Here is a 22,704-nt window from a genome sequence, read left to right as displayed (position 1 = left end):
GGTCGGGAGAGGGGAGCCCGGGCTCCGAAAGGTTCGAGGCCGGCATGCAGGTCACTGTCCGATCCTGCACCGTCGCTCCCCTCTCCCCCCCTGCTGCGCAGGGTACCCTCCCCCGCAGAGGGGGGAGGGAGAGGCGCGCTTCCGGTCCGCATCAAAACAAGCTCAACTGCGTCGCCGGCTCAACCAGCCGCGTGCGCAAATCGGCCCGATCCGTCAGCCCCACCGGCCGATGATCGGCGGTGATGAGGAACGGCCGCGCCCGCTTCAGCCCCGAGGTCAGCCGCGCCACGTCATCCAGCCGCAGGGTCGCGTGACGACGGGCCGTGATGATCTTGTCGACCGCCCGCGCGCCGAGCCCCGGCACACGCAGCAGCCACTCCCGGTCCGCTTTGTTCACGTCCACCGGGAATTTTTCGCGGTGCTTCAACGCCCAGGCGAGTTTTGGGTCGATGTCGAGGGCGAGCATGCCACCCTCCGAGGCGTCGGCGACCTCGTCGGGGGTGAAGTGATAATAGCGTAGCAGCCAATCGGCCTGATACAGCCGGTGCTCCCGTTGCAGCGGCGGCGGCTTCGGCGGCAGGATCGCCGACCCGTCCGGGATCGGACTGAAGGCCGAGTAATAGACGCGCTTCAGACCCACGCTGCCGTAGAGCAGCGCGCTCTTGCGGATCAACGCCTCGTCGGTGGTGGCGTCCGCCCCGACGATCACCTGGGTCGAATGGCCGGCCGGCGAGAACCGGCGCTTTTCGGCCTTGGCCTCAACGATCCGCTCGCCGATCTGCGTCATCGCCTTCTGGATGGTAGCGCCGTCTTTCTCGGGCGCCAGCCGCTCCAGGCTCGCCTCGGTGGGCAATTCGACGTTGATCGACAGCCGGTCGGCATAGAGGCCGGCCTCCTCGATCAGCCAGGGGCTCGCCTCGGGGATCGACTTGAGGTGGATGTAGCCGGCAAAGCCGTGGTCGCGCCGGAGCGATTTCGCCACCCGGGTCAGCAACTCCATCGTGTGGTCGGGCGACTTGATGATGCCCGAGGACAGGAACAGGCCCTCGATATAGTTGCGCCGGTAGAAGTTCAGGGTGAGGTTCACGACCTCCTCGACGGTGAACTTCGCCCGCCGCACGTTCGAGGAGCGCCGGTTGATGCAATAGGCGCAATCGAACAGGCACCAGTTGGTCAGCAGGATCTTGAGCAGCGAGACGCAGCGCCCATCCGGCGTATAGGCGTGGCAGATGCCGGCCCCGGTGGTGGAGCCGAGCCCATCCTTGCCGGCCGCGCGCTTGGGCGCCGCGGAGGACGCGCAGGACGCATCGTACTTCGCGGCATCGGCCAGGATGCGCAGTTTCTTGGCGAGGGTTTCGTCCATCGAACAGACAATGAACGAGGCGCGAGAAGGTGCAAGGTCGGCCGGTAGCCTACCCCGGGCCGCATTGCCGCACCCTTCACCCGGGCTCCTCGTCCAACTCCGTATCGACCACCCGGCGGGCGAGGCCATACGAAAATCCGGCCCGCGCCAGCGCGGCAAGATCGCGGTCGCGATAGGCGGCCCGCTGGTCCGGCCGGCGATACGGCCCGAGGCGCCGCCGCTTGGCGTAAGCCTGTGCGGCCTGATCCTCGATCGCGGCGGCGTCCTCCTCCGGCACCGCCTCCCGCTCGGCCTGCATGGCGGCCTCGACCACATCCCGGGGGACGCCCTTGGCGGCGAGCTTCGCCGAGACGCCGCGGCTCGACGTGCCCCGGCGACGCAGCGTGGCGAGGCGCATGTCGGCGAAACGCACGTCGTCTACGAGGCCGGCTGAGACCGCCCGCGCCACCGTGGCGGCGATCATCTCGGCGAAGCCGGCGGGGTCCTCGCCGCGCAGCCGCGCCCGCTTCTCCACCCGCCGCGCCAGGGTCCGGCGCAGCATCTCGGTCGAGGCGCTGTAGCGCTCGAGGTAATGCAGCGCCGACCGTTCGAGCCACGGCGCGCTGATCGGTTTCGGCGGGGCCGCGTCGGCCTTGCGGTGTCCCGGTGCGGATCCTGCAACGAATGGGGGTTTCACCGGTTCTTCACGTTCTCGACAGGTTTGCGTTCCATGACTTGGGTATGGAACGCGTGCAACGCGACAGGCTCGGACATGGACCGAACCACCGTCCTTCGCCCGACCGCATCCGCAAACCGTGGCGGAGCCGCCTCCGTGCCGCGGCGACGTCTCTGATGCGCCGCGAGTGGCTCCTGGTCCTGGTGGCCCTGGGCCTGGCCGCGGTCGCCGCCGCGATCGTCTATCTGTCGCGCCCGAACACCCTGACGGTGGCGGTGGGCCCCCAGGACGGGCCCGAGGCCGCCCTGATCGAAGCCTATGCCAGCGCCCTGGATCGGGGCCGCGAGGATGTGCGCCTCAAGGTCGTGCGCTACGCCGACGTCCGCGACAGCGCCCTGGCGCTCCAGCGCAACAAGGCCGACCTCGCCGTAGTCCGGCCGGATGTGTTGCTGCCCGAGAACGGCCTGACGCTGGCGATCCTGCACGACGAGGCCCTGGTCATCGCGGCGCCCGAGGCCGCCGATCTCGACGACATCCCGGCGCTGGCGCGCAAGCGCCTCGGCATCGTTGTGCGCCACAGCGCCGACCTGCCCTTCCTGACGAACCTGCTCTCCTTCTACGATCTCGTTCCGGAAAACCGCGCCGAGGAGGCATCCGAGGGTGCCCCACCGGCCGACGAGGCGGAGGTGGGCCACGTCGTGGTCGTGCCCCTGAAGATCGGCGAGGTCACGGCCGCGCTGACCGACAAGCGGGTCGACGCGGTGGCGGTGATTGCCAGCCCAGCGTCCAAGACCGCGGCGGCCATGGTGCACGCCGTCGAACTGGGCTCGCCGGAGCGCAAGATCGGCTTCGTCTCGATTCCCGATGGCGACGCGATCCTGCAGCGCTTCCCCGAATTGCAAGCGGTGAGCATTCCGGCCGGGACCTTCGGCGGCCGTCCGAAGCGTCCCGACGAGGAGATCAAGACCGTCGGCGCCTCCTACCGCCTGATGGCGCGCGGCACGGTGAGCCGCGTCGCGGTGGCCTCGGCCACGCAGCACCTGTTCGAGTGGCGCTCGCGCCTCGCCTCCGCGGCCCCGGCCGCCAAGCTGATGAAGGCGCCCGACTTCGACACCACGGTTGCGGCGACGTCGGCACGGCTGCCGAACCACCCAGGTGCGGTCGATTATTTCGAGCGCGAGCAGCAGACATTCCTCGATCGCTACGAGGATTACATCTACCTGTTCGCTTTCTTCGGCGGCACGATCGGCTCCGGCTTCGCGTGGATCGGGCAGCGGCTGGCCCGCAAGCGCCGAGAGCGGGTCGATTTCGTCCTCGACCGCCTGCTCGCCATCATGCGCGAGGTCCGGGTCGCGACGAGCAGCGCAGCGCTCGACGCCCTGGCGATCGAAACCGACGGGCTCGTCTCCGACGTGGTTTGCTACGCTCGGGAGCGCAGCATCGACGCCCGCACCGTGAGCGCCCTGATTCTGGCGGTGGACGGGGTCCACGCGGCGATCGCCGATGCCCGGCGGCAGACCGCCGCCACCGAGGCTAGGCCCTCGACCCGCAACCGGACGGCGCGGCTGTTGGCCCTCGACTTGCCAGCGGCAGAATAGGGGACTGTGGCTTGGCGTGATGAACCGTGAAAATTCGGGATCGGACACGCGTCGCCGCATGGCTGGCGGCGTAGGCATATCATGCTAACGGGAGCCATGTTCGATCCCGTCGCCGCCCTCGCCACGGTCCTGGAGAATCTCGACCGCGAGGCTCGCGAGCCCACCAAGCTCCGCGCCGCGCTCGTCCCGCACCTGCGGCGGGTGATCGAGGAAGGCCACCGCGCCGCCGAAGTCCAGCTTTTGAAGGACTGCAACGGCCTGCGCTGCGCGCAAACGCTGTCCAAGCTCACCGACGCGGTGGTCCGGGCGATCCACGACGCCGTGGTCTGGCGGCTTTACCCCAACGACAACCCTTCGACCGGCGAACAGCTCGCGGTGGTCGCCACCGGCGGTTACGGCCGGGGCACGATGGCGCCGGGCTCGGACATCGATCTGCTGTTCCTGCTGCCCTACAAGCAGACCGCGTGGTCCGAGAGCGTCGTCGAGGCGATGCTCTACGTCCTGTGGGACCTGAAGCTGAAGGTCGGTCACGCCACCCGGTCGGTGGAGGAATGCCTGCGCGAGGCGCGGGCCGACATGACGATCCGCACCTCGCTGCTGGAGGCGCGCTACCTGTTCGGCTCGCGGACCCTGTTCGAGGAGCTGGTGACGCGCTTCGACATGGAACTCGTGGTCGGCTCGGCGGCCGAGTTCGTGGACGCCAAGCTGCGCGAGCGCGACCTGCGCGTCTCGAAGGCCGGCTCGTCGCGCTACCTCGTCGAGCCCAACGTCAAGGACGGCAAGGGCGGCCTGCGCGACCTCAACACGCTGTTCTGGATCGCCAAATACACGTACCGGGTGCGCGATCAGGCCGAACTCGTCAGCGCCGGTCTGTTCACACCGGAGGAATACGCGCTGTTCGAGCGTTGCGAGGAGTTCCTGTGGCGGGTCCGTTGCCACATGCACTTCGTGACGAAGCGCGCGGAGGAGCGCCTGTCCTTCGGCCTGCAGCCCCGAATCGCCGAGCGCTTCGGCTACGAGGCCCGGGGCGGCCTCTCGGGCGTCGAGCGGTTCATGAAGGCCTATTTCCGCTTCGCCAAGGATGTCGGCGACCTCACCGCCATCGTCTGCGCGGAACTGGAAGCGCGTCACGCCAAGCGCACGCCGGTGCTCGACCGCTGGATTGGCCGGTTCCGCGACCGCTTCCGGGCCACCGCCATGGAGGCGGAGGATTTCTGGATCGACCACGGCCGGGTCAACCTACGGGCCGAGGACGCGTTCGAGCGCGATCCCGTCAACCTGATCCGCCTGTTCTGGCTGGCCGACCGGCACAACCTCGCGATCCATCCGGATGCCAAGCGGCTGGCCAGCCGCTCGCTGCGCCTGATCAACCCGTCGCTGCGCAGCGACACCGAGGCCAACCGCCTGTTCCTTGAGATCCTCACCTCGCACAACGCCCCCGAGGAGGCTTTGCGCGAGATGAACGAGGCGGGGGTACTTGGCCGGTTCATCCCGGATTTCGGCCGCATCGTCGCGATGATGCAGTTCAACATGTATCACCACTTCACGGTGGACGAGCACCTGCTGCGCACGGTCGGCGTGCTCGCGGACGTCGAATCGGGCCGCTCGCAGGAGACCTACCCGCTGGTCTCGCGCCTCGTTCACACGATCCACAACCGCACGGCGCTCTACGTGGCGATCCTGCTGCACGACATCGCCAAGGGCCGGCCGGAGGATCACTCGATCGCGGGCGCCGCGATCGCGGAAAAACTCTGCCCGCGCTTCGGCCTGAACCAGGCCGAGACCGAGACCGTCTGCTGGCTCGTCGAGCAGCACCTGCTGATGTCGATGACCGCGCAGAGCCGCGACCTTTCGGACCCCAAGACGATCGAGCGCTTCGCCGCCAACGTGCAGACCCTGGAGCGGCTGAAGCTCCTGACCATCCTGACGGTGGCCGACATCACCGCGGTGGGCCCCGGCGTCTGGACCGCCTGGAAGGGCACCCTGATCCGCACGCTCTACGACGAGACCGAGGTCTACCTCTCGGGCGGCCATTCCGAGATCGCCCGCACCGACCGGGTGCGCCTGGTCCAGATGGGGCTGCGTGAGCGGCTGCCGGGCTGGGCCTCGGAGGAGTTCGACGCCTACGCGGCCCGGCACGGTCAGGCCTACTGGCTGAAGGTCGACGGCACGCGCCAGCTCAAGAACGCGCAGTTCCTGCGCGAGGCGCTGGGCGACAGCCGCACCAGCACCACCGACGTTGCCCTCGACCCCGTCCGGGGGGTCACCGAGATCACGATCTACTCGCCCGACCACCCGCGCCTGCTCGCCATCATCACCGGTGCTTGCGCGGCGGCCGGCAGCAACATCGTCGACGCCCAGATCTTCACCACGACGGACGGGTTCGCCCTCGACACGATCGTGATCTCGCGCGCCTTCGAGCGGGACGAGGACGAGACCCGACGGACGAAGCGCATCACGGCGGCGATCGAGCGGGCGCTCAAGGGCGAGATCCGCATCGCCGACCTCGTGGCCGACAAGCACCCGCCGACGACGACGCGCGCCAAGACCTTCCCGGTGCCGCCGGACGTAATCATCGACAACGCCCTGTCGAGCCGGGAGACCGTCGTGGAGGTCACCGGCCTCGACCGGCCAGGCCTCCTCTATGAATTGACCACCGCGTTGGGCCGGCTGTCGCTCAACATCACCTCGGCGCACGTCGCGACCTTCGGCGAGCGGGCGGTCGACGTCTTCTACGTCACCGACCTCACCGGCACGCGGGTGACGCAGCCCGACCGGCAGGCCGCGATTCGCGGGGCCGTGATGGATGTGTTCGCGGGCGACGTCGCCGCCCTCAAGGCCGAGGGCCTGGAAGCGTTGGTGGCCGCGCCGCCGCCGCGCGAAGCCTGAGCGATGGGTTGATTTCGTTGGCTCCGGGCCAGATATCAGCGCCGGTCCCGCGTGCCCGAACCCACTTCCCGGACGACTGAAACACGATGACGAGCAACGACATGCCCCAGGATGACCAGCGCCAGACCACGGTCGAGGCCGGTGCCGGTGCGGCCCAGAATCCCGGCTCCGCGGGTCAGGGCGCCGAGGCGTCCGTCGATCCCATCGCGGAGACCCTGGCCCTGCTCACCGCCGAGCGGGACGAGTTGAAGGACCGGACGCTGCGCACGCTCGCCGAGATGGAGAACCTGCGTCGCCGCACCGAGCGCGAGGTCGCCGATGCCCGCACCTACGCGGTCACGAACTTCGCCCGCGACGTGCTCAACGTCGCCGACAACATCCGCCGGGCCCTCGAGAGCGTGCCGGCCGACGCGAAGGCCAGCGCCGACGGCGCCCTGAAGGGTCTGATCGACGGGATCGAGCTGACCGAGCGCGACCTCGCCAAGACCCTGGAGCGCCACGGCGTGAAGGTCGTCGAGCCGCAGGGCCAGAAATTCGATCCGAACCGGCATCAGGCCATGTTCGAAGTGCCGAACCCGGAGGTGCCCGCCGGCACGGTCGTGCAGGTGGTCCAGTCGGGCTACGTCATCGGCGACCGGGTGCTGCGCCCGGCCCTGGTGGGAGTCGCCAAGGGCGGCCCCAAGGCGGCTGCCAACCCGGCCGACGCCGCCTGACCGGGCTGGCGGCGCGCCCTACTGGCAGGGTAGCGCCGCCGCGAAGTCGGCAATGAACCGCGCGGTCTCGCGGGTATGGCCCGATGCGCGCGGATCGCGGGCGACCATACCCGCCTCCCGTTCCAGACGGCGGTTGCAGGCGCAGGCCGTCAGTGTGCTCGACAGCGGGTCCGCCGAGCAGACGTCGTGGCGCGCGCAGGCGCGGTCGAGCGCGTCGATCGGCGCGTAGCCGGGCCCACGGTTCCCCGGCCCGCAGAAATTGCCGTAGATCAGGAAGGCGCCCCGCCCGGTCGGCCCGGGCGGGATGACGTCCTGCGCCGATGCCCCGATGCCGGAGAGGGTGAGAAGCGTCGTCGCGGCGACGCACAGGCGTGAAGTTCTCACGGACGTTCCTGACGGACAGGCCCCACGATACCGCGCGGCGCCACCCGTGCGGCATTCGGCACCAGCGCTGCCGGTCCAGCCGTGGTTACGCACGACCGAACCATGACGTCGCGACGCCGAACGCCATACATAGCGACTCAATCCGGCCGGCCCGTCAAGCTCCGTTTCGACCAATACTGATTAGAAGCGGTAGTTTACCCCCGCCCTGACCAAGGCGAACCCTGAATCCTGTTTGCCGGCACCATAATACGCCGGAACGCTGGCGCTGTAGTAAGTCGTTCCGGTGAAGCCGCGGCCGAGATGCAGGTACAGCGCTTCCATCTTGACCGACAGCTTCTCGGTGAAGGCGTACTCGATGCCGCCACCCCAAGCGTAGCCGGTCCGCTCGGTCGCGGGCAGCGTGTAGGGATAGGAGGCCGCGGAGGATGAGCGAGAGCCTCCGCCATATGCGAAGCCGCCGGTCCCGTAGATCAGGACGCGGTCGAAGGCGTAGCCGAGGCGGCCGCGGACCGTTCCGACATAGTCGAGGCTCGGCCGGACGCTGTAATACGGCGTCGTCCCGAGATAGGCCGCGTCCGCCTTGGCGAAGGCCGTACCCTGAATGTCGGCCTCGACGCCGAGCACGAAGCCCGAGCCTGGGGTGAACTGATAGTTGTAGCCGATCTGCCCGCCGCCGGCGAAGCCGCCGAACCGGTTGCCGCCGGTCACGGTGCCGTAGGTCGGATCGGTGAAGCCACCATTGCCCGTGTGCACGGCGTAGCCGGCGTTCACGCCGGCATAGAAGCCTGTCCAAGTGAAGGCCGGCGGCAGGGGAAGCGGCGGCGGTGGGGCGCGACGGGGTAGATCGGCCGCTTGTGCGCCGAGCGCGATGCAGCCCGCCGCTGCGCCGAGCAGGACAGCGCGAAACGATAGCGTCATGGTGGGTCTCGTGTGTGGGGCGTTACCGCCGGATCGGCGCCGGAGCGCGGGCCGCAAGCCAGGATCCGGAGCAGTGGGGTCAGAGGGCCAGGAGCAGCAGACCGACCACCGTCACCGACAGGATCAGGCAGAGCGCGAGATCGAGGACGGGCGCTCCACCGCAGGTAGGTCCAGGCCGCGCGTCGCCGCCACCTGCCTCGGTGAGGGCGATCACGTCCCGACCTCGCGGCGCTCGGTCGTGTGCATGGCCGACCTGGCGGTTTTCGAGGCACCGGCGGGCGTGACGGCCCGTTTGGGTGCCGCCGCCCCGTCTGAGGGGATGACGGGAGCGGCGGCCTGCGACACCTTCGTGTCGCCGATGCGGTGGACCGTGTCCGCAACAGCGATGCCGAAGGCGGGCAGTGCGAGGGCGGCGAGGACGCAGACGATGCGCCCCAGCCGCGGCATGGGATGGTTCTTCCGGGTCCGGCCGTTGGCGATCTCCTCGATCCTGAGGGGCGGCAGCGCGTCCGCGACGAGAATGCGCGTGTCAGCCTTCATGACAGGAACCCCGCAACGTCCGTGGGAAATTTGACCACGTAATCGAGATACGTGTGCAAATATCCCACGTCAACGATAAATCTCTTTCTGCGCGTGTGGCCCCGCACGTTGTGGGATTGTCTCCCACGCACCGTGCGGTAACGATGCCAGCATGTCCGAGACCGCCGACACACCGCGAGAGGGCGCGGCCCTGCACGCGCCGCTGGCCCGATTGCTGCGGCCGCTCGTGCGCCTGCTGGTCGCCCGCGGCATCACCTTTCCGGCTCTCACGGACCTTCTGCGCGAGCTCTACGTAAATGTGGCCGAGTACGACTTCGCCCTCTCGGGCAAGGAGCAGACCGACAGCCGCGTCTCACTGCTCACCGGCATCCATCGCAAGGAAGTGCGACGCCTGCGCGGGGCCGGCGCCCCCGTGAGTGCAGTGCCGGCCGTGGTCTCGCGCACCAGCCGGATCATCGCCCGCTGGATCGCCGACCCGGCCTTCACCGATCCGCAAGGTCACCCCTTGCCGCTGCCGCGGACCGCCGAGGACAACGCACCCTCCTTCGAAACGCTGGTCGCCGGGGTGACGCGCGATCTGCGCCCGCGGGCGATCCTGGACGAGTGGCTCGACCGCGGCCTCGCCTTCACGGATCCGCAGGACCGGATCGTGCTGGCGGAGGCCGCCTACGTGCCCCGCGGGGACGGCGCCGAGGGACCGCAGCTCTACTATTTCGGCCGTAACCTGCACGACCATATCGCGGCGTCCGTGGCCAACATCGTCGGCGACAAGCCGCGCTTCTTGGAGCGGGCCGTCCACTATGATGGGCTCTCGAAGGAGCTTGCAGCCAAGCTCGAGGCGCGGGCCCGCGAGATCGCCATGGAGGCGTTGCAGCAGGCGAACCGCGAGGCGCACGCCGCCTGCCAGACCGACCCGGGCGGCGATCACCGCTGGAATTTCGGTCTCTACGTCTACGCCGAGGCCGTGCCGCCCGCGCGTCCCACGGACGAGCGCTGAGGATCCGGCCGGTGCGCCCCCTGCCCAACCGCCGGTTCATCCTGCGCCTTCTCGCGGGTGCCGCGACGCTGCTGCCGGCCAAGGTCCGGCCGCAGGAGGCCCCGCGCGACCAGGGCATCGGCGGAACCGGCATGATGCGGACCGACGAGCCGCGCGATAACCCGCTGGGCGAGGGTGATCGCGGCATCGGCGGAACCGGGGTGATTGGCACGATTCGCCGCTTCGGCTCGATCATCGTCAACGACCTGCGCATCGCCTACCCGCCGGAGGTGGAGGTGCGCATCGACGGCGCGGCCGCAAAGGCAGCAGACCTGAAGATCGGGCATGTCGTCCACGTGGTGGCGCGGCCGGAGGGCGGCGGCCTCGCAACGCGCCGCATCGACGTGAGCAGCGAGGTGGTGGGCCCTGTCGAGGCGGTCGCACCGGGGCGGATGATCGTGCTGGGGCAGCGGATCTCGACCGCAGGCCTTGCCGGCGACTGGAAGCCGGGCGCACGCGTCGCGGTGAGCGGCCTGCGGCGGCCGGACGGGGTGATCGTGGCGAGCCTCATCGAGCCGCGGGAGGCCGGACCGGACCGGGTCGCCGGCCCGGTGCGGCGCGGCGAAAATGGCGCCCTCCTGATCGGAGCCCTGCGCCTCACGGGGGCCGACGCCCTGCCCCCGGGCAAACGCGCCCTGGTGACGGGTTCGGCCGCCGATGGCGTCCTGCGCGCGACCAATGCCGCCCAGATCGGCCTGCCATTCCCGCCGGGGCTGAAGCAGGTCTCGATCGAGGCTTATATCGGCCGCTCCGGCGCGGGCCTCGCCATTGGCTCGGGCTACAGGGTCGCGGGCCGGCCGGGGGCGAAGGTGCCACGGCAGGGGAGCGTCCGCGCCGTACTGACCGCCGGCATCGCCCGCGACGGCGTTCTGACCGTCGAGCAACTGCGGATCGAGAACCGCATCGCCCCCGAGGCCCCGCAACGCGAAGCACCCGGCTTCGAGCGCGAGCGCGACCGCCTGGACTTGCGCAACCTACCCGAGGACTTGCCGGGCCGCTTCGGCGCGGAGCCCGGTGGACGGGCGGGCGGCCTCGGCAAGTCCGGCGAACCGCGAGGGTTCGGCATCGATACCCGGCCCGGGGGCGGACCGATCCCCGGGGGTGAGCGGCCGAGCGGCTTCGGCGCGGCCCGGGGTGGGCCGGGCGGTCCGCCACCGGCGGGCCCGGGCGCCTTCCCGGTCGGCCCCGGTGGATTCGGCGGGCCGGGCGGCGCACCTGGCGGACCGAGTGGCGGCCCCGGCGGGTTCGGCGGGGCTGGCGGTGGGTTCGGAGGTCCAGGAGGGCCGCCGGGTGGCCGGCGCTAGGGCGCTTCCGCCACGTGGCGGGAGCAGCTGTTCAGATCTGCCACCCGCGCAATCTGGTTCGAAGCGACGATCCGCGAATTCCTGAGTTCTCAGGCCGGGGACCGTCCTCAGCCCTCAGCCTCGCGCTGGAGGAGATCGCGCTTGCGCGCCACACCCCAGCGATAGCCGGACAGCGCACCGTCCGAGCGCACCACCCGATGACAGGGGATCGCGACCGCGATGGCATTCGCGCCGCAGGCCTGCGCCACGGCCCGCGTCGCGGCGGGGAGCCCGATGGCGCGGGCGATCTCGGCGTAGCTCGCGGTCGACCCCACGGGGATGCGCCGCAGCACTTCCCAGACCCGCTGCTGGAAGGCGGTGCCGCGGATGTCGAGGGGCAGATTAAGGCCGCGCCCCGGCGCCTCGACCAAGCCGATGACCCGCGCCATCCAGTCCTCGAAGACCGGATCGCCCCCGATGATCTCCGCGCCCGAAAACCGGTCCTGAAGATCCTGCAGGAGCGGCTCCGGCGCGTCGCCCAGCAGGATCGCGCAGATGCCCCGATCGGTCGCCGCCACCAGGATCGCGCCCAGGCTGCAGGCGCCGATACCGAACCGGATGCGCAGACCTGCCCCGCCTTTCCGATAGACGGCGGGGGCCATACCCAGGCGCGGGGCGCCCTCGGCGTAGAAGCGGCTCGCCGCGCCGTAGCCGGCCTCGTAGAGCGCCTCGGTGACCGAACCCGCCCCGGGCAGCCGGGCGGCGAGGCCGGCAGCCCGGTGCGCGGCGGCGTAGGCCCGGGGCGTCACGCCGGTGGCGGCCTTGAACACCCGGTGGAAGTGATTGGCGCTCATCCCCGCGGCCCCGGCGAGTGCAGCGAGGGTCGGCGCGGTCTCCGCCGTCTCGATCAGCCGGCAGGCGCGGGTGATCGCCTCGGCCTGGCGCTCGGCAAGGCCCGGCGCATCGGGCCGGCAGCGCAGGCAGGGCCGGAAGCCGGCGGCCTCCGCCTCGGCGCAGGTCCGATGGAAGCTGACATTCTCCGGCCGGGCGGCCCGCGCCGCACAGCTCGGCCGGCAGTACACGCCGGTCGTGCGGACCGCGTACACGAAGGTGCCGTCTGCCCGGGCGTCGCGGGCGGCGAGCGCCGCCCACCGGTCTGCATCCGGATCGGGGCTCGGAACGAGGCTCATGGCGACGGCGCTCTGCGGCTTGGCGGACGCGGTGAGGAGGGGCATGACGGACACAACCGGGCGATCGAGGAACGATGCGTCATCCTGTCCGTCCGCCGCCGGCCCGGCATCCCGCGCCTTGCCGCCGAATTCGCGGCGCCATCGTCCCAGATCCAGGGCGATGCTGTAAAGGCGGACGACCTGCCGCACGAGGGTGACCGTGGCGCCAAACAACACCGACCATATCCACGTCGGACAGGACGGATGGCTGTTCCTGAAGACCGGGACGAACGACGTCCTCGGCCAGTACGAGCGGCCGGAGGAGACGACCGAGCTCGTCTGGCAATGGCGCAGCCTCATCGCGACGCGGGAGCGGCGCCTGCGCGCCCTGGGGATCCTCTACCGGCACGTCGTCGCCCCGGAGAAGCTGATGGTCTACGATCACCGACTCGACGGGATCACGATCCGGCCGAGCGCTTCGCCAGCCTACCGGCTGCTCCGCAACGAACCGCCGCCGCGTCGCCTCAGCAGCCCGTTCGGCCTCTACGCCGCCTGGCGCAGGCGTCGTCGCTGGCGGGAGACCTGCATCGACCTCGTGACGCCGCTGCGCGCGGGACGCGACGCGACCGACCTCTACTGCCGGACCGATACGCACTGGTCCTTCGAGGGCTGTTATTACGCCTACGCTGAGATCTGCCGGGCGCTCGGTGCCGAGCCCCGGGCGGATCTCCGGGACCGGCCCTCCTTCGAGACCGACCACGACGGCGATCTGGGCAGCGCGTTCGATCCGCCGCGACGGGCGCGGTCACGGACCGTGATGATCCAGCAGGATGCGGTGCGGACCTATGCCAGCCCGATCGTCGAGATGCGGGAGAAGGCGGGCCTCCTGCATACGCTGCATGTCGGCGCGCATGTGGTCTACGGCAACGCCAAGGCGACGGATCCGCGCCGCGTGGTGCTGTTCGGCGATTCCTTCTCGCACGTCATGCCGTACATGCTGACGATCTTGCTGGCCGAGACCTTCCGGGAGTTGCACTTCGTGTGGAGCACGTCGCTCGACTGGGGGTACATCGAGCAGGTGCGGCCCGACATCGTGCTCACCGAAGTGGCCGAGCGCTTCATGGTCCAGCTGCCCGACGACACGTTCTCGGTGGAGGCCTATGCCGAGGAGCGGTTCGGCGCGGAGCTGGCGGCGGCCCGTGCGTGAGCCCACGTGGATACGCGCCTCATCGCAACGTCGGTGCAAAAGCGAGACGACCGGATCGGGGCCGACAAGCCAGACGCCCCGAGGGACGAGATATGTCCCTGGTCCATCACCTTTCAGACCATATTCGGAGTCTAGCGTTTCGCCTGACAGCAGTGATGTCGAGGGAGCCGGCCTTTGAAGGCGTTGATCGGAAAACTACACGGCGATCTGATCTTCGACAGGCGAACGCGCGTTCTCGCTGAATCCCTGACCGGTCTGCTGCCCCGCGACGCGACCGTTCTCGATGTCGGCTGTGGTGATGGAACCATCGCCGGCCTCTGTCGCACGATCCGGCCCGATATCCACGTCGAAGGCATCGACGTCTTCGTGCGGCCCAGCACGGTCATCCCGGTGAGCGCCTTCGACGGAAAGACCCTGCCGTTCCCGGATCAATCCTGGGATGTGGTCACCTTCATCGACGTTCTGCACCACACGGAAGACCCGGGGCAACTTCTCCGGGAAGCCGCACGGGTCGCGCGCCGATACGTCATCCTCAAGGACCACCTGTCCGAGAACAGCTTGGACCGCCTGTCGCTCTCTCTGATGGATTGGATCGGCAACGCGCCCCACGGTGTCGCGCTGACGTACAACTATCAATCATCGCAACAATGGAAGAATCTGTTCGCGCGCGCGAATCTGAAGCCCGACGCTGAGACCAGCGATATTCCCTTGTATGTCTTTCCTCTGAATTTATTCTTTGGACGGAAACTTCACGTCGTCACGCGGCTTCGCCCTGACCACCCGGGCTCTTAGCCAGGGCTCGAAGCAATCGACGCGGCAGAAGCCGGACCTGAACTGGCCATTGCATCCGCTGACGGCACACGCCTGTTCTGCCGAAACCAATCCGCGATCAGCAGCGCCAGGAGCGGGATCAACCAGATGACGCGGGCTTGGTAGCGGGCGAAGACACCGGATACCGCCCCGCAGATCATCGCGTTCACGATCACACCCATCACGATGAGCACCACCGCACCGGCGAACGGCGGGACCGGCTCCGATCCGCCCGGCCGCGCGCGCGCGAAGAGATCAAAGCATCGTGTCTTGACCACCGACCACACGATGAAGATCCATGCGGCCATCACGACAACAATGTGAACGATCGCGACAAACAGAGGATTTGCCCGGACGTCACAGCTCTTCGGTACGGCCGCGCAGGATTGCAGATCAGGCACGATGCGCTGGATCGCCGTTCGATCCCACCACGCGAGTTTGAGGAACCGTGCGGGCGAGCTCATTGGCTCGGCAACATAGAAGGTCATCAATTGCTGCAGCCCGTTCTGCAGTATGCGTGTGATGACGGCTGCGGGATCATGCACGACAACCGCCGATACGAAGGCGGGCTCCTCATCGCGCAATCTGGTCCTGATCTCGTAGGTCGAGGTCGAGAATATTCCTTTCGAAGGGTCATTTGACCAAAGGATCTCGTCCTCACTGGCCGCCGGCCTATTCATAAACCGGCATAGTGTCGGGCTGGCCCCACCCGGACAGGCGGACGCCAGATAGTCTCGGCCCGGCCCGTCGGCGAGGAGGCGCGCCATGAGGAAGGGCGGCGTCCGCTGCGCGACCCCGGCATCCGCGCGGTAGATCGCGCCGAACGCCCCATTCATCGAAACGGCCACCAGGATGGACATGGCGAGCCAGCCCGCGCGGCCCGCGACGAGCCGCAGCGGTGTCTTGAACACGGTCAGGATTGCGAGGGCGGCGACCGACAGACTCAGCGCAAGTGCGATATTGGCGGCATGAAACGTCAGGCTCGCTACGAGCAGCACCCGCAGCATCAAGCGCTTCCATGCGGTAAGCCGCGCCGGACAGAAAGCGAGGATCGGCAGGGCAATAATCAGCAGCCCGGCGTAGAGATCCGGCATCGCGAAAGCCGCGAAGAACGGAAGGCTTGTGCCGAGCCCGAGCGTCAAGATCACGCCCTGGTAGAAAACAGGCGAGGCCGCCGGCAACATTCCGCGGATCAAGATGCAGATCGACCAAGCCGCCAGGAAGGCTTGGCCTGCAGCAAGCAGCCACAAGGTTCCGAACCTGACGGCCAGAACCAGAACGAGGCCGTAGAACGGGGATCGACCGCCCGCGATCGTCGCGGGCGTCATGTCTCGCATGGCGTGCGAATCTGGCATGACCGAGGTCGGATCCGTCAGGCGGTTCTTGTCGAGATCCGGCTGCGCGATGCCCAGACGCCAGGCCAGATACTCGCCTTGCGAGTAATACTGCACCGTGTCGTTGAAAACCGATGGCCTTCCGTTGGCCGCCGCGACGGCGAACAGCACGGCACTGGCGAGAAGGACATGCATCCACCAAGCTCGGCGCGTGCGTCCGGCCACAACGCCGCGTCCAGCCCGACGCTGCCGCGTGGCGGCATCCGAAGATACGGCCGTCATCATGGTCATGACCTTTGACAGGAAGCGCCGCGACAGTCAGCGCGAGCCGTCGCCCCTGTTCTGTGGAGGGCGGCCGCGGCAGCGCAACCGGTTCAAGCCACCGATTGCCGGCGTTCTGTCGCCGTCATCTCCGGCTTCGGAGCCTCGGAGTGCAGAAAATCAGCCTCGTTGCCGCCGATCACGGCGAGGAGGAAGCCGCCGAGTGCATTCTGAGCGCCGACCACCAGAAGCGTCGTCCCCGCCACCGCGGGCAGCACGCTGCCGATCGGGCCGTAGCTATTCCGGGACCAATACCAGATCACCAGCGCGAGGATGGCTACGCCAGCCATGAATGCGATGAGGCCGGCCCCAAGCATCGTTTCCAGCGAAACCCAGCTTGTCCAACGCGCATGACGGCGGCTCTGTCTGCGGTATCCCTCGCGCGCACCGTAGAGATGCGTCGCCGCCGCGAACAGGCTCAGGTTGTGGGCCAGTCCAAGCATCGCGCCAGCCAGGATCACCCAGTAATTGCCAAGGAAGAACGTGCGTTCTTGACCCAGAACCAAGGCGGCCGCGGCCAGCAGCAGGATCGCGAGCCCCCCGCTGGCGAGGAGAGCCGCGGGGGCAGCGAAGATCCCGGTCGGGCTCAACATCAGCAGGTATCGCAGGTGGCGCCATCCGTCTCGCCACGGACGCAGATGCGAACCACGGCCGCGACAATCGCGCGACAGGGTCGCCGGACGCTGTGTGATGCGCTCGCCGTTCAGCGCCGCTTTGATCACCATCTCGCTGGCGAACTCCATGCCGCTCCCGCGCAGCTTCAGCCGGCGATGGCAGCCCTTCGTCAGAGCGCGCAAACCGCAATGGGCGTCCTCGATGCCCGCCCGGAACAGCAGGTTCAGGATGCCGGTCAGCACGGGATTGCCGATGTAGCGGTTCTTCCACGGCATGGCACCGGCGGCGATGCCGCCCTGAAAGCGCGAGCCCATGCAGAGATCGGCGCCAGAGCGTAGGGCCATCACCATGGCGACTGCATCGCGGAAGTCATAGGAGCCGTCGGCGTCGCCCATGACGAGGTAGCGGCCCTGGGCCGCCTGAAAGCCGCCGTTCAGCGCAGCTCCGTATCCGCGCCGGGAAACTGCAACCACGCGGGCACCGGCCGCGACCGCAATCGCGCGGCTCTCGTCGATGCTGCCGTTATCCGCGACGACGATCTCGCCGTTCAGCGCGTGCGTTTCGCTGAGCTGATCCAGGGCCGCGCGCGCCGTCGCCAGGGCGGCAGGCAGGGCCTGCTCCTCATTAAGACACGGAATGACGATGGAAACGTCGATCGGGCTCGCGCCTGAAGTCCAATCGTTCCGACCCATAGAAACCGTCCGAGTTGCTCATCGGGCACGCTACGGAACGAGAGCCTGCGGTTCGGTTAACCAAATCGGTATTGGTCGACGTTGGACTTGATCTCAGCGCGGTGTGACCCGTTCAACCGCGCAGGGGCATTGGAGGCCGGCCATCCCGGCACAGCCCCCCGCGGAAGCGGACGGTTCCAACCTACCTCGTCGTTGAACCAGACCCCGTTGCGCCGCGCTCAGTCCTGCAGCTTGGCCATCAGCGCATCCGACAGGGCGAAGTTCACGTAGACGTTCTGGACATCGTCCTGATCCTCGATCACCTCGACCAGGCGGATCAGCTTCTCGCCGGTCTCGTCGTCAACGTCGATCGTGTTCTGCGCCTTCCAGATCAGACCGGTGCGGTTCGGCTCGCCGAAGCGGGTTTCGAGGGCCTTGGCGACATCACCGTAGGAATCCTGGGCGCAGATCACCTCGTGCCCGTCCGGGCCGGAGCTCACGTCGTCGGCGCCAGCCTCGATGGCGGCTTCCAGCATCGTGTCGGCATCGGCCACGGACGCTGGATAGGCGATCACGCCGACGCGGTCGAACATGAACGCGACGGCGCCGGTCTCGGCGAGGCTGCCGCCCGACTTGGTGAAGGCGGAGCGCACGTCCGAGGCGGTGCGGTTGCGGTTGTCGGTCTGTGCCTCGACGATCAGGGCAGCGCCGCCGGGGCCGTAGCCCTCGTAGCGGATGTCCTCGTAGTTCTCGCCATCGGCGCCGGCGGCCTTCTTGATCGCGCGCTCGATATTGTCCTTGGGCATGTTCTCGGCACGGGCCGCCAGGATCGCCGCCCGCAGGCGCGGGTTCATCGCCGGATCGGGCGTGCCGAGCTTGGCCGCCACGGTGATCTCGCGGGCGAGCTTGCCGAACACCTTCGAGCGGACCGCGTCCACCCGGCCCTTGCGGTGCATGATGTTCTTGAACTGGGAATGGCCTGCCATGGCGTGTCGGACTTTGTTCTTTGGCGCGGGCGGGCTTGAGGACCCCGCCGACGCGGCTGTGAGGTCGCCCGCGTTATAGGCCGCCGGGTTTCGCCGAAGCAACGCGGTCGCCCGTGTGCATACACCCCCTCCCGGTTCCTACAGATCGGGTCGACGGAAAAATCCCCTCGACCAGGCGTTAACGCAGGAATCCTCTAAACCGAGAACGTCATGTCGAGCCGGAACAACGGACGCGGCACAGCCAGCACGATCATCGATCCGCGCTGGCTCAAGCTGGGGATTTCAACGGCTTTGGGTGTCGTTGCCGGCACCATGCTGTTCGCCACCGAGGCGCACGGACGCAGCGACCGGCGCACCGAGCGGCTTCCTGGCCGGCGCGGATCAAGCGATCGCGTCGGCCGGTAGGGCGGCGCGCCCATGGAGCGCTCTCCGACGACGTGGACACCGGTTCGTCGCGAGAGAGCGCGTCACACGAGTTGAGGGCCACGCACGCTTTTAAAGCGATCGTCTAGGCCGCTCGCACGGTCGCCAGGAAGCGCTGAACCTCCTCCGTGAGATGCTCGGCCTGGCTCGACAACGCGGTCGTCGAGGTAAGTACGTCTCGGGCGGCGCCGCCGGTCTTCTCAGCGGCTCCCGCATCACCCGAGATGGTGCCCGTAACCGCGCTCGTACCGGACGAGGCCTGCTCGACGTTGCGGACGATGTCCTGCGTCGCCGCACCTTGCAGCGACGGGTCGTCTAACGCGAGCCCGTGTGCCACTGCCGCAGGGAGGCCAGCGTGACCACGCCACCCGGCCATTCCAGCCCGGCGATGTGCCGGTGCGGGCTCCCGGGTTCTCCAAGATCCGAGACCGCCGAGAAGGCGCCGTCGAGCTTGTGGCTGCCGGTATAACGGCTGCGGGTCGCCAAGACCGGGAGGCCGGCGGCGCGCGCCGAGCTGATCCCGGCGGCGGAATCCTCAACCGCGACAGCCTCAGAGGCGGCGACATCCAGACCGGCGAGCGCCAGGAGAAACACGTCCGGGGCGGGCTTCTTGCGATCCGCCTCGTCGCCCGCCGCGATCACGTCGAAGGGCGCATCGCCCGGCGGAAAGTTGATGGCCAGCAATCGGTCGACGTTCGGCCGGCTGGTGGTGGTGGCGACGGCGAGCCGGATGCCGGCCGCCCGGGCCTCCGCGATGAGCCGGGCGATACCGGGCCGCAGCGGCAGCCGGCTCTCGACCACGAGTGCGCCGTAGGCCGCGGTCTTGCGGGCATGAATCTCGGGCGCCAGCGCATGGAACGCGTCGGCTCCAGCCGGCTGCTGCGTGTCGATGTAATGGGCGAGTCGTTCCTTGCCGCCCATCACGGTGAGCAGATCGGCGTAGAGCGCCGCGTCCCAGTGCCAGGGAAGGCCGAGTTCGGCGAAGGCGTTGTTGAACGCCTGCCGATGCAGATCCTCAGTTTCGGCGAGGGTGCCGTCGACGTCGAAGATCAGCGCCCTCAGCACGACAAGTCGCGGCCAGAGGCGCCCTCCGCGCCGTCCCGGATCGCCGCGATGCGCTCCGCATAGGCGCTCGGTCCGCCGCTGAAGACGGCGTTGCCGGCCACGAAGGTGTCGGCGCCGGCGCGGCTCGCAGCCCGGACGGTCTCGGGGTCGATGCCGCCATCGACCTGGATCCGGATGTCGCGGCCCGCCACCATCGCCCGCACCCGCGCCACGGATTCCATGGCGCTCTTGATGAAGCTCTGGCCGCCGAAGCCGGGATTGACAGTCATCACCAGCACGAGGTCCACGAGGTCGAGCACCGGCTCGACCAAAGCGGCCGGGGTGCCGGGGTTGATCGCCACGCCGGCGCGCTTGCCGAGGTCGCGGATCGTCTGGAGCGAGCGGTGGATGTGCGGCCCGGCCTCGGCATGGACCGTGATGCCGTCGGCACCGGCGTCCGCGAAGGCCGCGAGGTACGGATCCGCCGGGGCGATCATCAGATGCACGTCGAAGAATTTTTGCGTGTGCGGGCGCAGGGCCTTCACCACCGGCGGGCCGAAGGTGATGTTGGGCACGAAATGGCCGTCCATCACGTCGAGATGGATCCAATCGGCCCCGGCCGCATCTATGGCGCGGGTTTCCTCCGCGAGCTTCGAGAAATCGGCCGAGAGGATCGAGGGGGCAATGATGGGAGGAAGCATGGGCAACTCTCGGAATCGGCTCAGGCCAGTCTTCGGCGGCGTTCGACGAGCTGCATGATCATCGGCGTCAGGATCAGCTGCATTGCGAGATCCAGCTTGCCGCCCGGGATCACGATGGAATTGGCCCGGCTCATGAAGCTGTCGTGGATCATGGAGACCAGATAGGAAAAATCGATCCCCTTCGGATCCTTGAACCGGATCACCACCATCGACTCGTCGGCGGTGGGGATCCAGCGGGCGATGAACGGGTTCGAGGTGTCGACCGTCGGCACCCGCTGGAAGTTGATGTCGGTGAACGAGAATTGCGGGCAGATGGTCTGCACGTAATCGGGCATCCGCCGCAGGATCACGTCGGTGACGGCGTCCGTGGAATAGCCGCGGAACGACCGGTCCCGGTGCAGCTTCTGTATCCACTCCAGGTTGATCACCGGCACGACACCGATCTTCAGGTCGGCATAGCGGGCGATGTCGACATCCGGGTCGGCCACGCAGCCGTGAAGACCCTCGTAGAACAGCAGATCGGAATCCGGCGGGAACGCCTCCCACTCCGAGAAACTGCCCTCGGCGATGCCGTAGACCTGCGCGTCGTGCTGGTCATGGGCGTAGTGACGGGTCCGGCCGGTGCCGTTTTCGGCGTAGCTGCGGAATACCGCCTCCAGCTCCCCCAGGAGGTTCGCCCGTGGCGCGAAGTGCGACAGGGTCGGCTCGCGCGCCATCATGGCCCGCATCGTGTCCCGGTCGAAGGCATGGAAGCCGTCACCCTCGATGAACACCGCCCGCACGTCTTCGCGGCGGAAGATCTGCTCGAAGGTGTTGCGCACCGAGGTGGTGCCGGCCCCAGAGGAGCCGGTCACCGAGATGATGGGATGACGCGCCGACATCGTTTACGACTTCACGGTGCGGTTATGACCGCATCAGGCCGCGCTGGCCGAAGAGCGGCGAGCGGCCGGCATCGGGCTTGCCGCCCCCGTAATAGGTTGCGACGCAATCCACCTCCTCGGTGGAGCCGCAGACCAGCGGGGCGCGCTCGTGGATGCCGGTTGCCACGAGGTCGAGGATGCGCGTCTGTCCGTCCGTGGCCGCGCCGCCGGCCTGCTCCACCAGCATCGCCACGGGGGCGACTTCGTAGAGCAGCCGCAGGCGGCCGCGGGCGTAGTTCTTCCGGGCATCGCCCGGGTAGAGGAACACGCCGCCCCGGGTCAGCACGCGCTGGATATCGGCCACCAGGGAGGCAAGCCAGCGCATGTTGTAGTCCTTGTCGCGTGGGCCCTCGGTGCCACGCTGGCAATCCTCGATATAGGCCTTCACGGGGGCGTCCCAGTGCCGGGCGTTCGAGGCGTTGATGGCGAATTCCTTGGCGGAGGTGGGCACCGCCATGGCCGGGCTCGTCAGCTTGAACGTCCCGTCCTTGCGGTCGAGCACGTAGGATTGGGTGCCCTGGCCGAGCGTCAGGATCAGTGCCGTAGCGGGGCCGTAGGTCACGAAGCCGGCCGCAATCTGCGCCGTGCCGGGGGTCGTGAACGAGGCGAGCGGATTGGCCGGGTCCTTGATCGACGGCCGGATGCCGAAGATCATCCCCACCGCCATGTTGACGCCGATGTTGGAAGACCCGTCGAGGGGATCGATCGCGACGGCGAGCGGCGCGTCCGGGTTCAGCCGCATCACCTCCTCGGCCTCCTCGGAGGCGACCTCGGCCACGGGGGCGCCCCGCAAGGCGGCCGTCACGCTCTCGTGAGCGATCACGTCGAGCGCCTTCTGCACGTCGCCGTCGCTGTTGTGGTCGCCGGCCGCCGCGAGGTCGCCGCCGAGCGCACCACGCCCGATCCGCTCGCTGATCTCCACCGCCGAACGCGCCACCGCGGCGATCACCACGGCAGCATCCTTCAGCGCCGGGTCTGCCGCCACGGCCTGCGCCAGGCAGGCCTCGAGGGGCGTCCCGATCGCCGTTGAATTTGCCATCGGCCTATCCTTCCTGCTCGGATCCCGCCCACCGGGATCGCGCGTTCCGCGCGGGCTCTGTAGCGGCCGCTCCGCCGGCAAGATA

22 protein-coding genes and 1 pseudogene are annotated in these 22,704 nt (G+C 68.6%); 8 read left to right on the top strand and 15 right to left on the bottom strand.

Annotated elements, in window-relative coordinates; all coding sequences use genetic code 11:
• Positions 1-151 precede the first annotated feature (151 nt).
• Both MKK84_RS23615 and MKK84_RS23610 read right to left on the bottom strand, forming a co-directional pair.
• On the bottom strand, positions 152-1,363 hold the full coding sequence (locus tag MKK84_RS23615) for a putative DNA modification/repair radical SAM protein (RefSeq protein WP_243924254.1): 1,212 nt from the start codon (positions 1,361-1,363) through the stop codon (positions 152-154).
• Between the two features lie 76 nt (positions 1,364-1,439).
• Positions 1,440-1,970 (bottom strand): regulatory protein RecX, encoded by a 531-nt coding sequence (locus MKK84_RS23610; RefSeq protein WP_243924333.1) that lies wholly within the window; start codon positions 1,968-1,970, stop codon positions 1,440-1,442.
• Positions 1,971-2,194: 224 nt separating this feature from the next.
• Between MKK84_RS23610 and MKK84_RS23605 the strand changes: the two genes are divergently transcribed.
• From MKK84_RS23605 to grpE, 3 genes are all read left to right on the top strand, one after another.
• Positions 2,195-3,616, top strand: coding sequence for a TAXI family TRAP transporter solute-binding subunit (locus MKK84_RS23605; RefSeq protein ID WP_243924252.1), 1,422 nt, complete (start codon positions 2,195-2,197; stop codon positions 3,614-3,616).
• An 81-nt stretch (positions 3,617-3,697) separates the two neighbouring features.
• Complete coding sequence (locus MKK84_RS23600) at positions 3,698-6,505, top strand: [protein-PII] uridylyltransferase (protein WP_267356114.1); 2,808 nt, start codon at positions 3,698-3,700, stop codon at positions 6,503-6,505.
• Between the two features lie 101 nt (positions 6,506-6,606).
• The gene (gene grpE / locus MKK84_RS23595) at positions 6,607-7,218 is read left to right on the top strand and encodes a nucleotide exchange factor GrpE (RefSeq protein WP_243924244.1); all 612 of its coding nucleotides are present in this window, start codon (positions 6,607-6,609) and stop codon (positions 7,216-7,218) included.
• A gap of 18 nt (positions 7,219-7,236) precedes the next feature.
• On the opposite strand, the gene MKK84_RS23590 is transcribed toward grpE, so the two are convergent.
• The 4 genes from MKK84_RS23590 to MKK84_RS23580 all read right to left on the bottom strand — a co-directional run bounded on the left by MKK84_RS23590 (position 7,237) and on the right by MKK84_RS23580 (position 9,060).
• Positions 7,237-7,602: a hypothetical protein gene (locus MKK84_RS23590; protein ID WP_243924242.1), complete on the bottom strand. Its 366-nt coding sequence runs from the start codon at positions 7,600-7,602 to the stop codon at positions 7,237-7,239.
• A gap of 180 nt (positions 7,603-7,782) precedes the next feature.
• A complete protein-coding gene (locus MKK84_RS23585) occupies positions 7,783-8,520 on the bottom strand; it encodes an outer membrane protein (protein WP_243924238.1) in 738 nt (245 codons plus the stop codon).
• Positions 8,521-8,599: 79 nt separating this feature from the next.
• Complete coding sequence (locus MKK84_RS35550) at positions 8,600-8,734, bottom strand: hypothetical protein (RefSeq protein ID WP_267356120.1); 135 nt, start codon at positions 8,732-8,734, stop codon at positions 8,600-8,602.
• The gene (locus MKK84_RS23580) at positions 8,731-9,060 is read right to left on the bottom strand and encodes a hypothetical protein (protein WP_243924237.1); all 330 of its coding nucleotides are present in this window, start codon (positions 9,058-9,060) and stop codon (positions 8,731-8,733) included. The genes MKK84_RS35550 and MKK84_RS23580 overlap by 4 nt, the downstream gene beginning before the upstream one ends.
• A gap of 151 nt (positions 9,061-9,211) precedes the next feature.
• Between MKK84_RS23580 and MKK84_RS23575 the strand changes: the two genes are divergently transcribed.
• Positions 9,212-10,057, top strand: a complete 846-nt coding sequence (locus MKK84_RS23575; RefSeq protein WP_243924236.1) for a DUF6502 family protein — start codon at positions 9,212-9,214, stop codon at positions 10,055-10,057.
• An 11-nt stretch (positions 10,058-10,068) separates the two neighbouring features.
• Complete coding sequence (locus MKK84_RS23570; protein WP_243924234.1) at positions 10,069-11,400, top strand: DUF5666 domain-containing protein; 1,332 nt, start codon at positions 10,069-10,071, stop codon at positions 11,398-11,400.
• Between the two features lie 107 nt (positions 11,401-11,507).
• Here the strand turns inward: MKK84_RS23570 and ada are convergent, their stop codons facing one another.
• The gene (gene ada / locus MKK84_RS23565; protein WP_243924328.1) at positions 11,508-12,569 is read right to left on the bottom strand and encodes a bifunctional DNA-binding transcriptional regulator/O6-methylguanine-DNA methyltransferase Ada; all 1,062 of its coding nucleotides are present in this window, start codon (positions 12,567-12,569) and stop codon (positions 11,508-11,510) included.
• Positions 12,570-12,768: 199 nt separating this feature from the next.
• Here ada and MKK84_RS23560 point away from each other — a divergent pair, with 199 nt between their 5' ends.
• Both MKK84_RS23560 and MKK84_RS23555 read left to right on the top strand, forming a co-directional pair.
• Complete coding sequence (locus MKK84_RS23560; RefSeq protein WP_243924226.1) at positions 12,769-13,755, top strand: alginate O-acetyltransferase AlgX-related protein; 987 nt, start codon at positions 12,769-12,771, stop codon at positions 13,753-13,755.
• Between the two features lie 174 nt (positions 13,756-13,929).
• Positions 13,930-14,547, top strand: a complete 618-nt coding sequence (locus MKK84_RS23555) for a class I SAM-dependent methyltransferase (protein ID WP_243924224.1) — start codon at positions 13,930-13,932, stop codon at positions 14,545-14,547.
• Here MKK84_RS23555 and MKK84_RS23550 read toward each other — a convergent pair.
• From MKK84_RS23550 to MKK84_RS23540, 3 genes are all read right to left on the bottom strand, one after another.
• Positions 14,544-16,094: a hypothetical protein gene (locus MKK84_RS23550; RefSeq protein ID WP_243924223.1), complete on the bottom strand. Its 1,551-nt coding sequence runs from the start codon at positions 16,092-16,094 to the stop codon at positions 14,544-14,546. The genes MKK84_RS23555 and MKK84_RS23550 overlap by 4 nt on opposite strands.
• Before the next feature lie 179 nt (positions 16,095-16,273).
• Positions 16,274-17,527, bottom strand: coding sequence for a glycosyltransferase family 2 protein (locus MKK84_RS23545; protein WP_243924220.1), 1,254 nt, complete (start codon positions 17,525-17,527; stop codon positions 16,274-16,276).
• A 218-nt stretch (positions 17,528-17,745) separates the two neighbouring features.
• The gene (locus MKK84_RS23540) at positions 17,746-18,492 is read right to left on the bottom strand and encodes a YebC/PmpR family DNA-binding transcriptional regulator (protein WP_243924218.1); all 747 of its coding nucleotides are present in this window, start codon (positions 18,490-18,492) and stop codon (positions 17,746-17,748) included.
• Positions 18,493-18,702: 210 nt separating this feature from the next.
• Here MKK84_RS23540 and MKK84_RS23535 point away from each other — a divergent pair, with 210 nt between their 5' ends.
• Positions 18,703-18,897 (top strand): hypothetical protein, encoded by a 195-nt coding sequence (locus MKK84_RS23535; protein WP_243924217.1) that lies wholly within the window; start codon positions 18,703-18,705, stop codon positions 18,895-18,897.
• A gap of 103 nt (positions 18,898-19,000) precedes the next feature.
• On the opposite strand, the pseudogene MKK84_RS23530 reads toward MKK84_RS23535, so the two are convergent.
• The 5 genes and pseudogenes from MKK84_RS23530 to MKK84_RS23510 form a co-directional block, all read right to left on the bottom strand.
• Positions 19,001-19,270: pseudogene (locus MKK84_RS23530) on the bottom strand (methyl-accepting chemotaxis protein); the annotation flags it as partial.
• The gene (locus tag MKK84_RS23525) at positions 19,231-19,980 is read right to left on the bottom strand and encodes an HAD-IA family hydrolase (protein ID WP_243924215.1); all 750 of its coding nucleotides are present in this window, start codon (positions 19,978-19,980) and stop codon (positions 19,231-19,233) included. The gene MKK84_RS23525 and the pseudogene MKK84_RS23530, both read right to left, overlap by 40 nt.
• On the bottom strand, positions 19,974-20,660 hold the full coding sequence (gene rpe / locus MKK84_RS23520; protein ID WP_243924213.1) for a ribulose-phosphate 3-epimerase: 687 nt from the start codon (positions 20,658-20,660) through the stop codon (positions 19,974-19,976). The genes MKK84_RS23525 and rpe overlap by 7 nt, the downstream gene beginning before the upstream one ends.
• 20 nt (positions 20,661-20,680) lie before the next feature.
• On the bottom strand, positions 20,681-21,541 hold the full coding sequence (locus MKK84_RS23515; RefSeq protein WP_243924208.1) for a phosphoribulokinase: 861 nt from the start codon (positions 21,539-21,541) through the stop codon (positions 20,681-20,683).
• A gap of 22 nt (positions 21,542-21,563) precedes the next feature.
• Entirely contained in the window at positions 21,564-22,619 is a 1,056-nt protein-coding gene (locus MKK84_RS23510; RefSeq protein ID WP_243924207.1) for a class 1 fructose-bisphosphatase, read from the bottom strand.
• Positions 22,620-22,704: the final 85 nt, after the last annotated feature.

This window comes from Methylobacterium sp. E-065, from assembly GCF_022829605.1.
Taxonomy (GTDB): Bacteria; Pseudomonadota; Alphaproteobacteria; order Rhizobiales; family Beijerinckiaceae; genus Methylobacterium.
This window is presented reverse-complemented; position numbering and strand designations above follow the sequence as displayed.

Bases quoted from the DNA above. Each gene is read 5' to 3' on its own strand.
- MKK84_RS23615 (WP_243924254.1), bottom strand. From the start codon at position 1,363: ATGGACGAAACCCTCGCCAAGAAACTGCGCATCCTGGCCGATGCCGCG.
- MKK84_RS23605 (WP_243924252.1), top strand. From the start codon at position 2,195: ATGCGCCGCGAGTGGCTCCTGGTCCTGGTGGCCCTGGGCCTGGCCGCG.
- MKK84_RS23600 (WP_267356114.1), top strand. From the start codon at position 3,698: ATGCTAACGGGAGCCATGTTCGATCCCGTCGCCGCCCTCGCCACGGTC.
- grpE (WP_243924244.1), top strand. From the start codon at position 6,607: ATGCCCCAGGATGACCAGCGCCAGACCACGGTCGAGGCCGGTGCCGGT.
- MKK84_RS23585 (WP_243924238.1), bottom strand. From the start codon at position 8,520: ATGACGCTATCGTTTCGCGCTGTCCTGCTCGGCGCAGCGGCGGGCTGC.
- MKK84_RS23580 (WP_243924237.1), bottom strand. From the start codon at position 9,060: ATGAAGGCTGACACGCGCATTCTCGTCGCGGACGCGCTGCCGCCCCTC.
- MKK84_RS23575 (WP_243924236.1), top strand. From the start codon at position 9,212: ATGTCCGAGACCGCCGACACACCGCGAGAGGGCGCGGCCCTGCACGCG.
- ada (WP_243924328.1), bottom strand. From the start codon at position 12,569: ATGAGCCTCGTTCCGAGCCCCGATCCGGATGCAGACCGGTGGGCGGCG.
- MKK84_RS23550 (WP_243924223.1), bottom strand. From the start codon at position 16,094: ATGCATGTCCTTCTCGCCAGTGCCGTGCTGTTCGCCGTCGCGGCGGCC.
- MKK84_RS23545 (WP_243924220.1), bottom strand. From the start codon at position 17,527: ATGGGTCGGAACGATTGGACTTCAGGCGCGAGCCCGATCGACGTTTCC.
- MKK84_RS23540 (WP_243924218.1), bottom strand. From the start codon at position 18,492: ATGGCAGGCCATTCCCAGTTCAAGAACATCATGCACCGCAAGGGCCGG.
- MKK84_RS23535 (WP_243924217.1), top strand. From the start codon at position 18,703: ATGTCGAGCCGGAACAACGGACGCGGCACAGCCAGCACGATCATCGAT.
- rpe (WP_243924213.1), bottom strand. From the start codon at position 20,660: ATGCTTCCTCCCATCATTGCCCCCTCGATCCTCTCGGCCGATTTCTCG.
- MKK84_RS23515 (WP_243924208.1), bottom strand. From the start codon at position 21,541: ATGTCGGCGCGTCATCCCATCATCTCGGTGACCGGCTCCTCTGGGGCC.
- MKK84_RS23510 (WP_243924207.1), bottom strand. From the start codon at position 22,619: ATGGCAAATTCAACGGCGATCGGGACGCCCCTCGAGGCCTGCCTGGCG.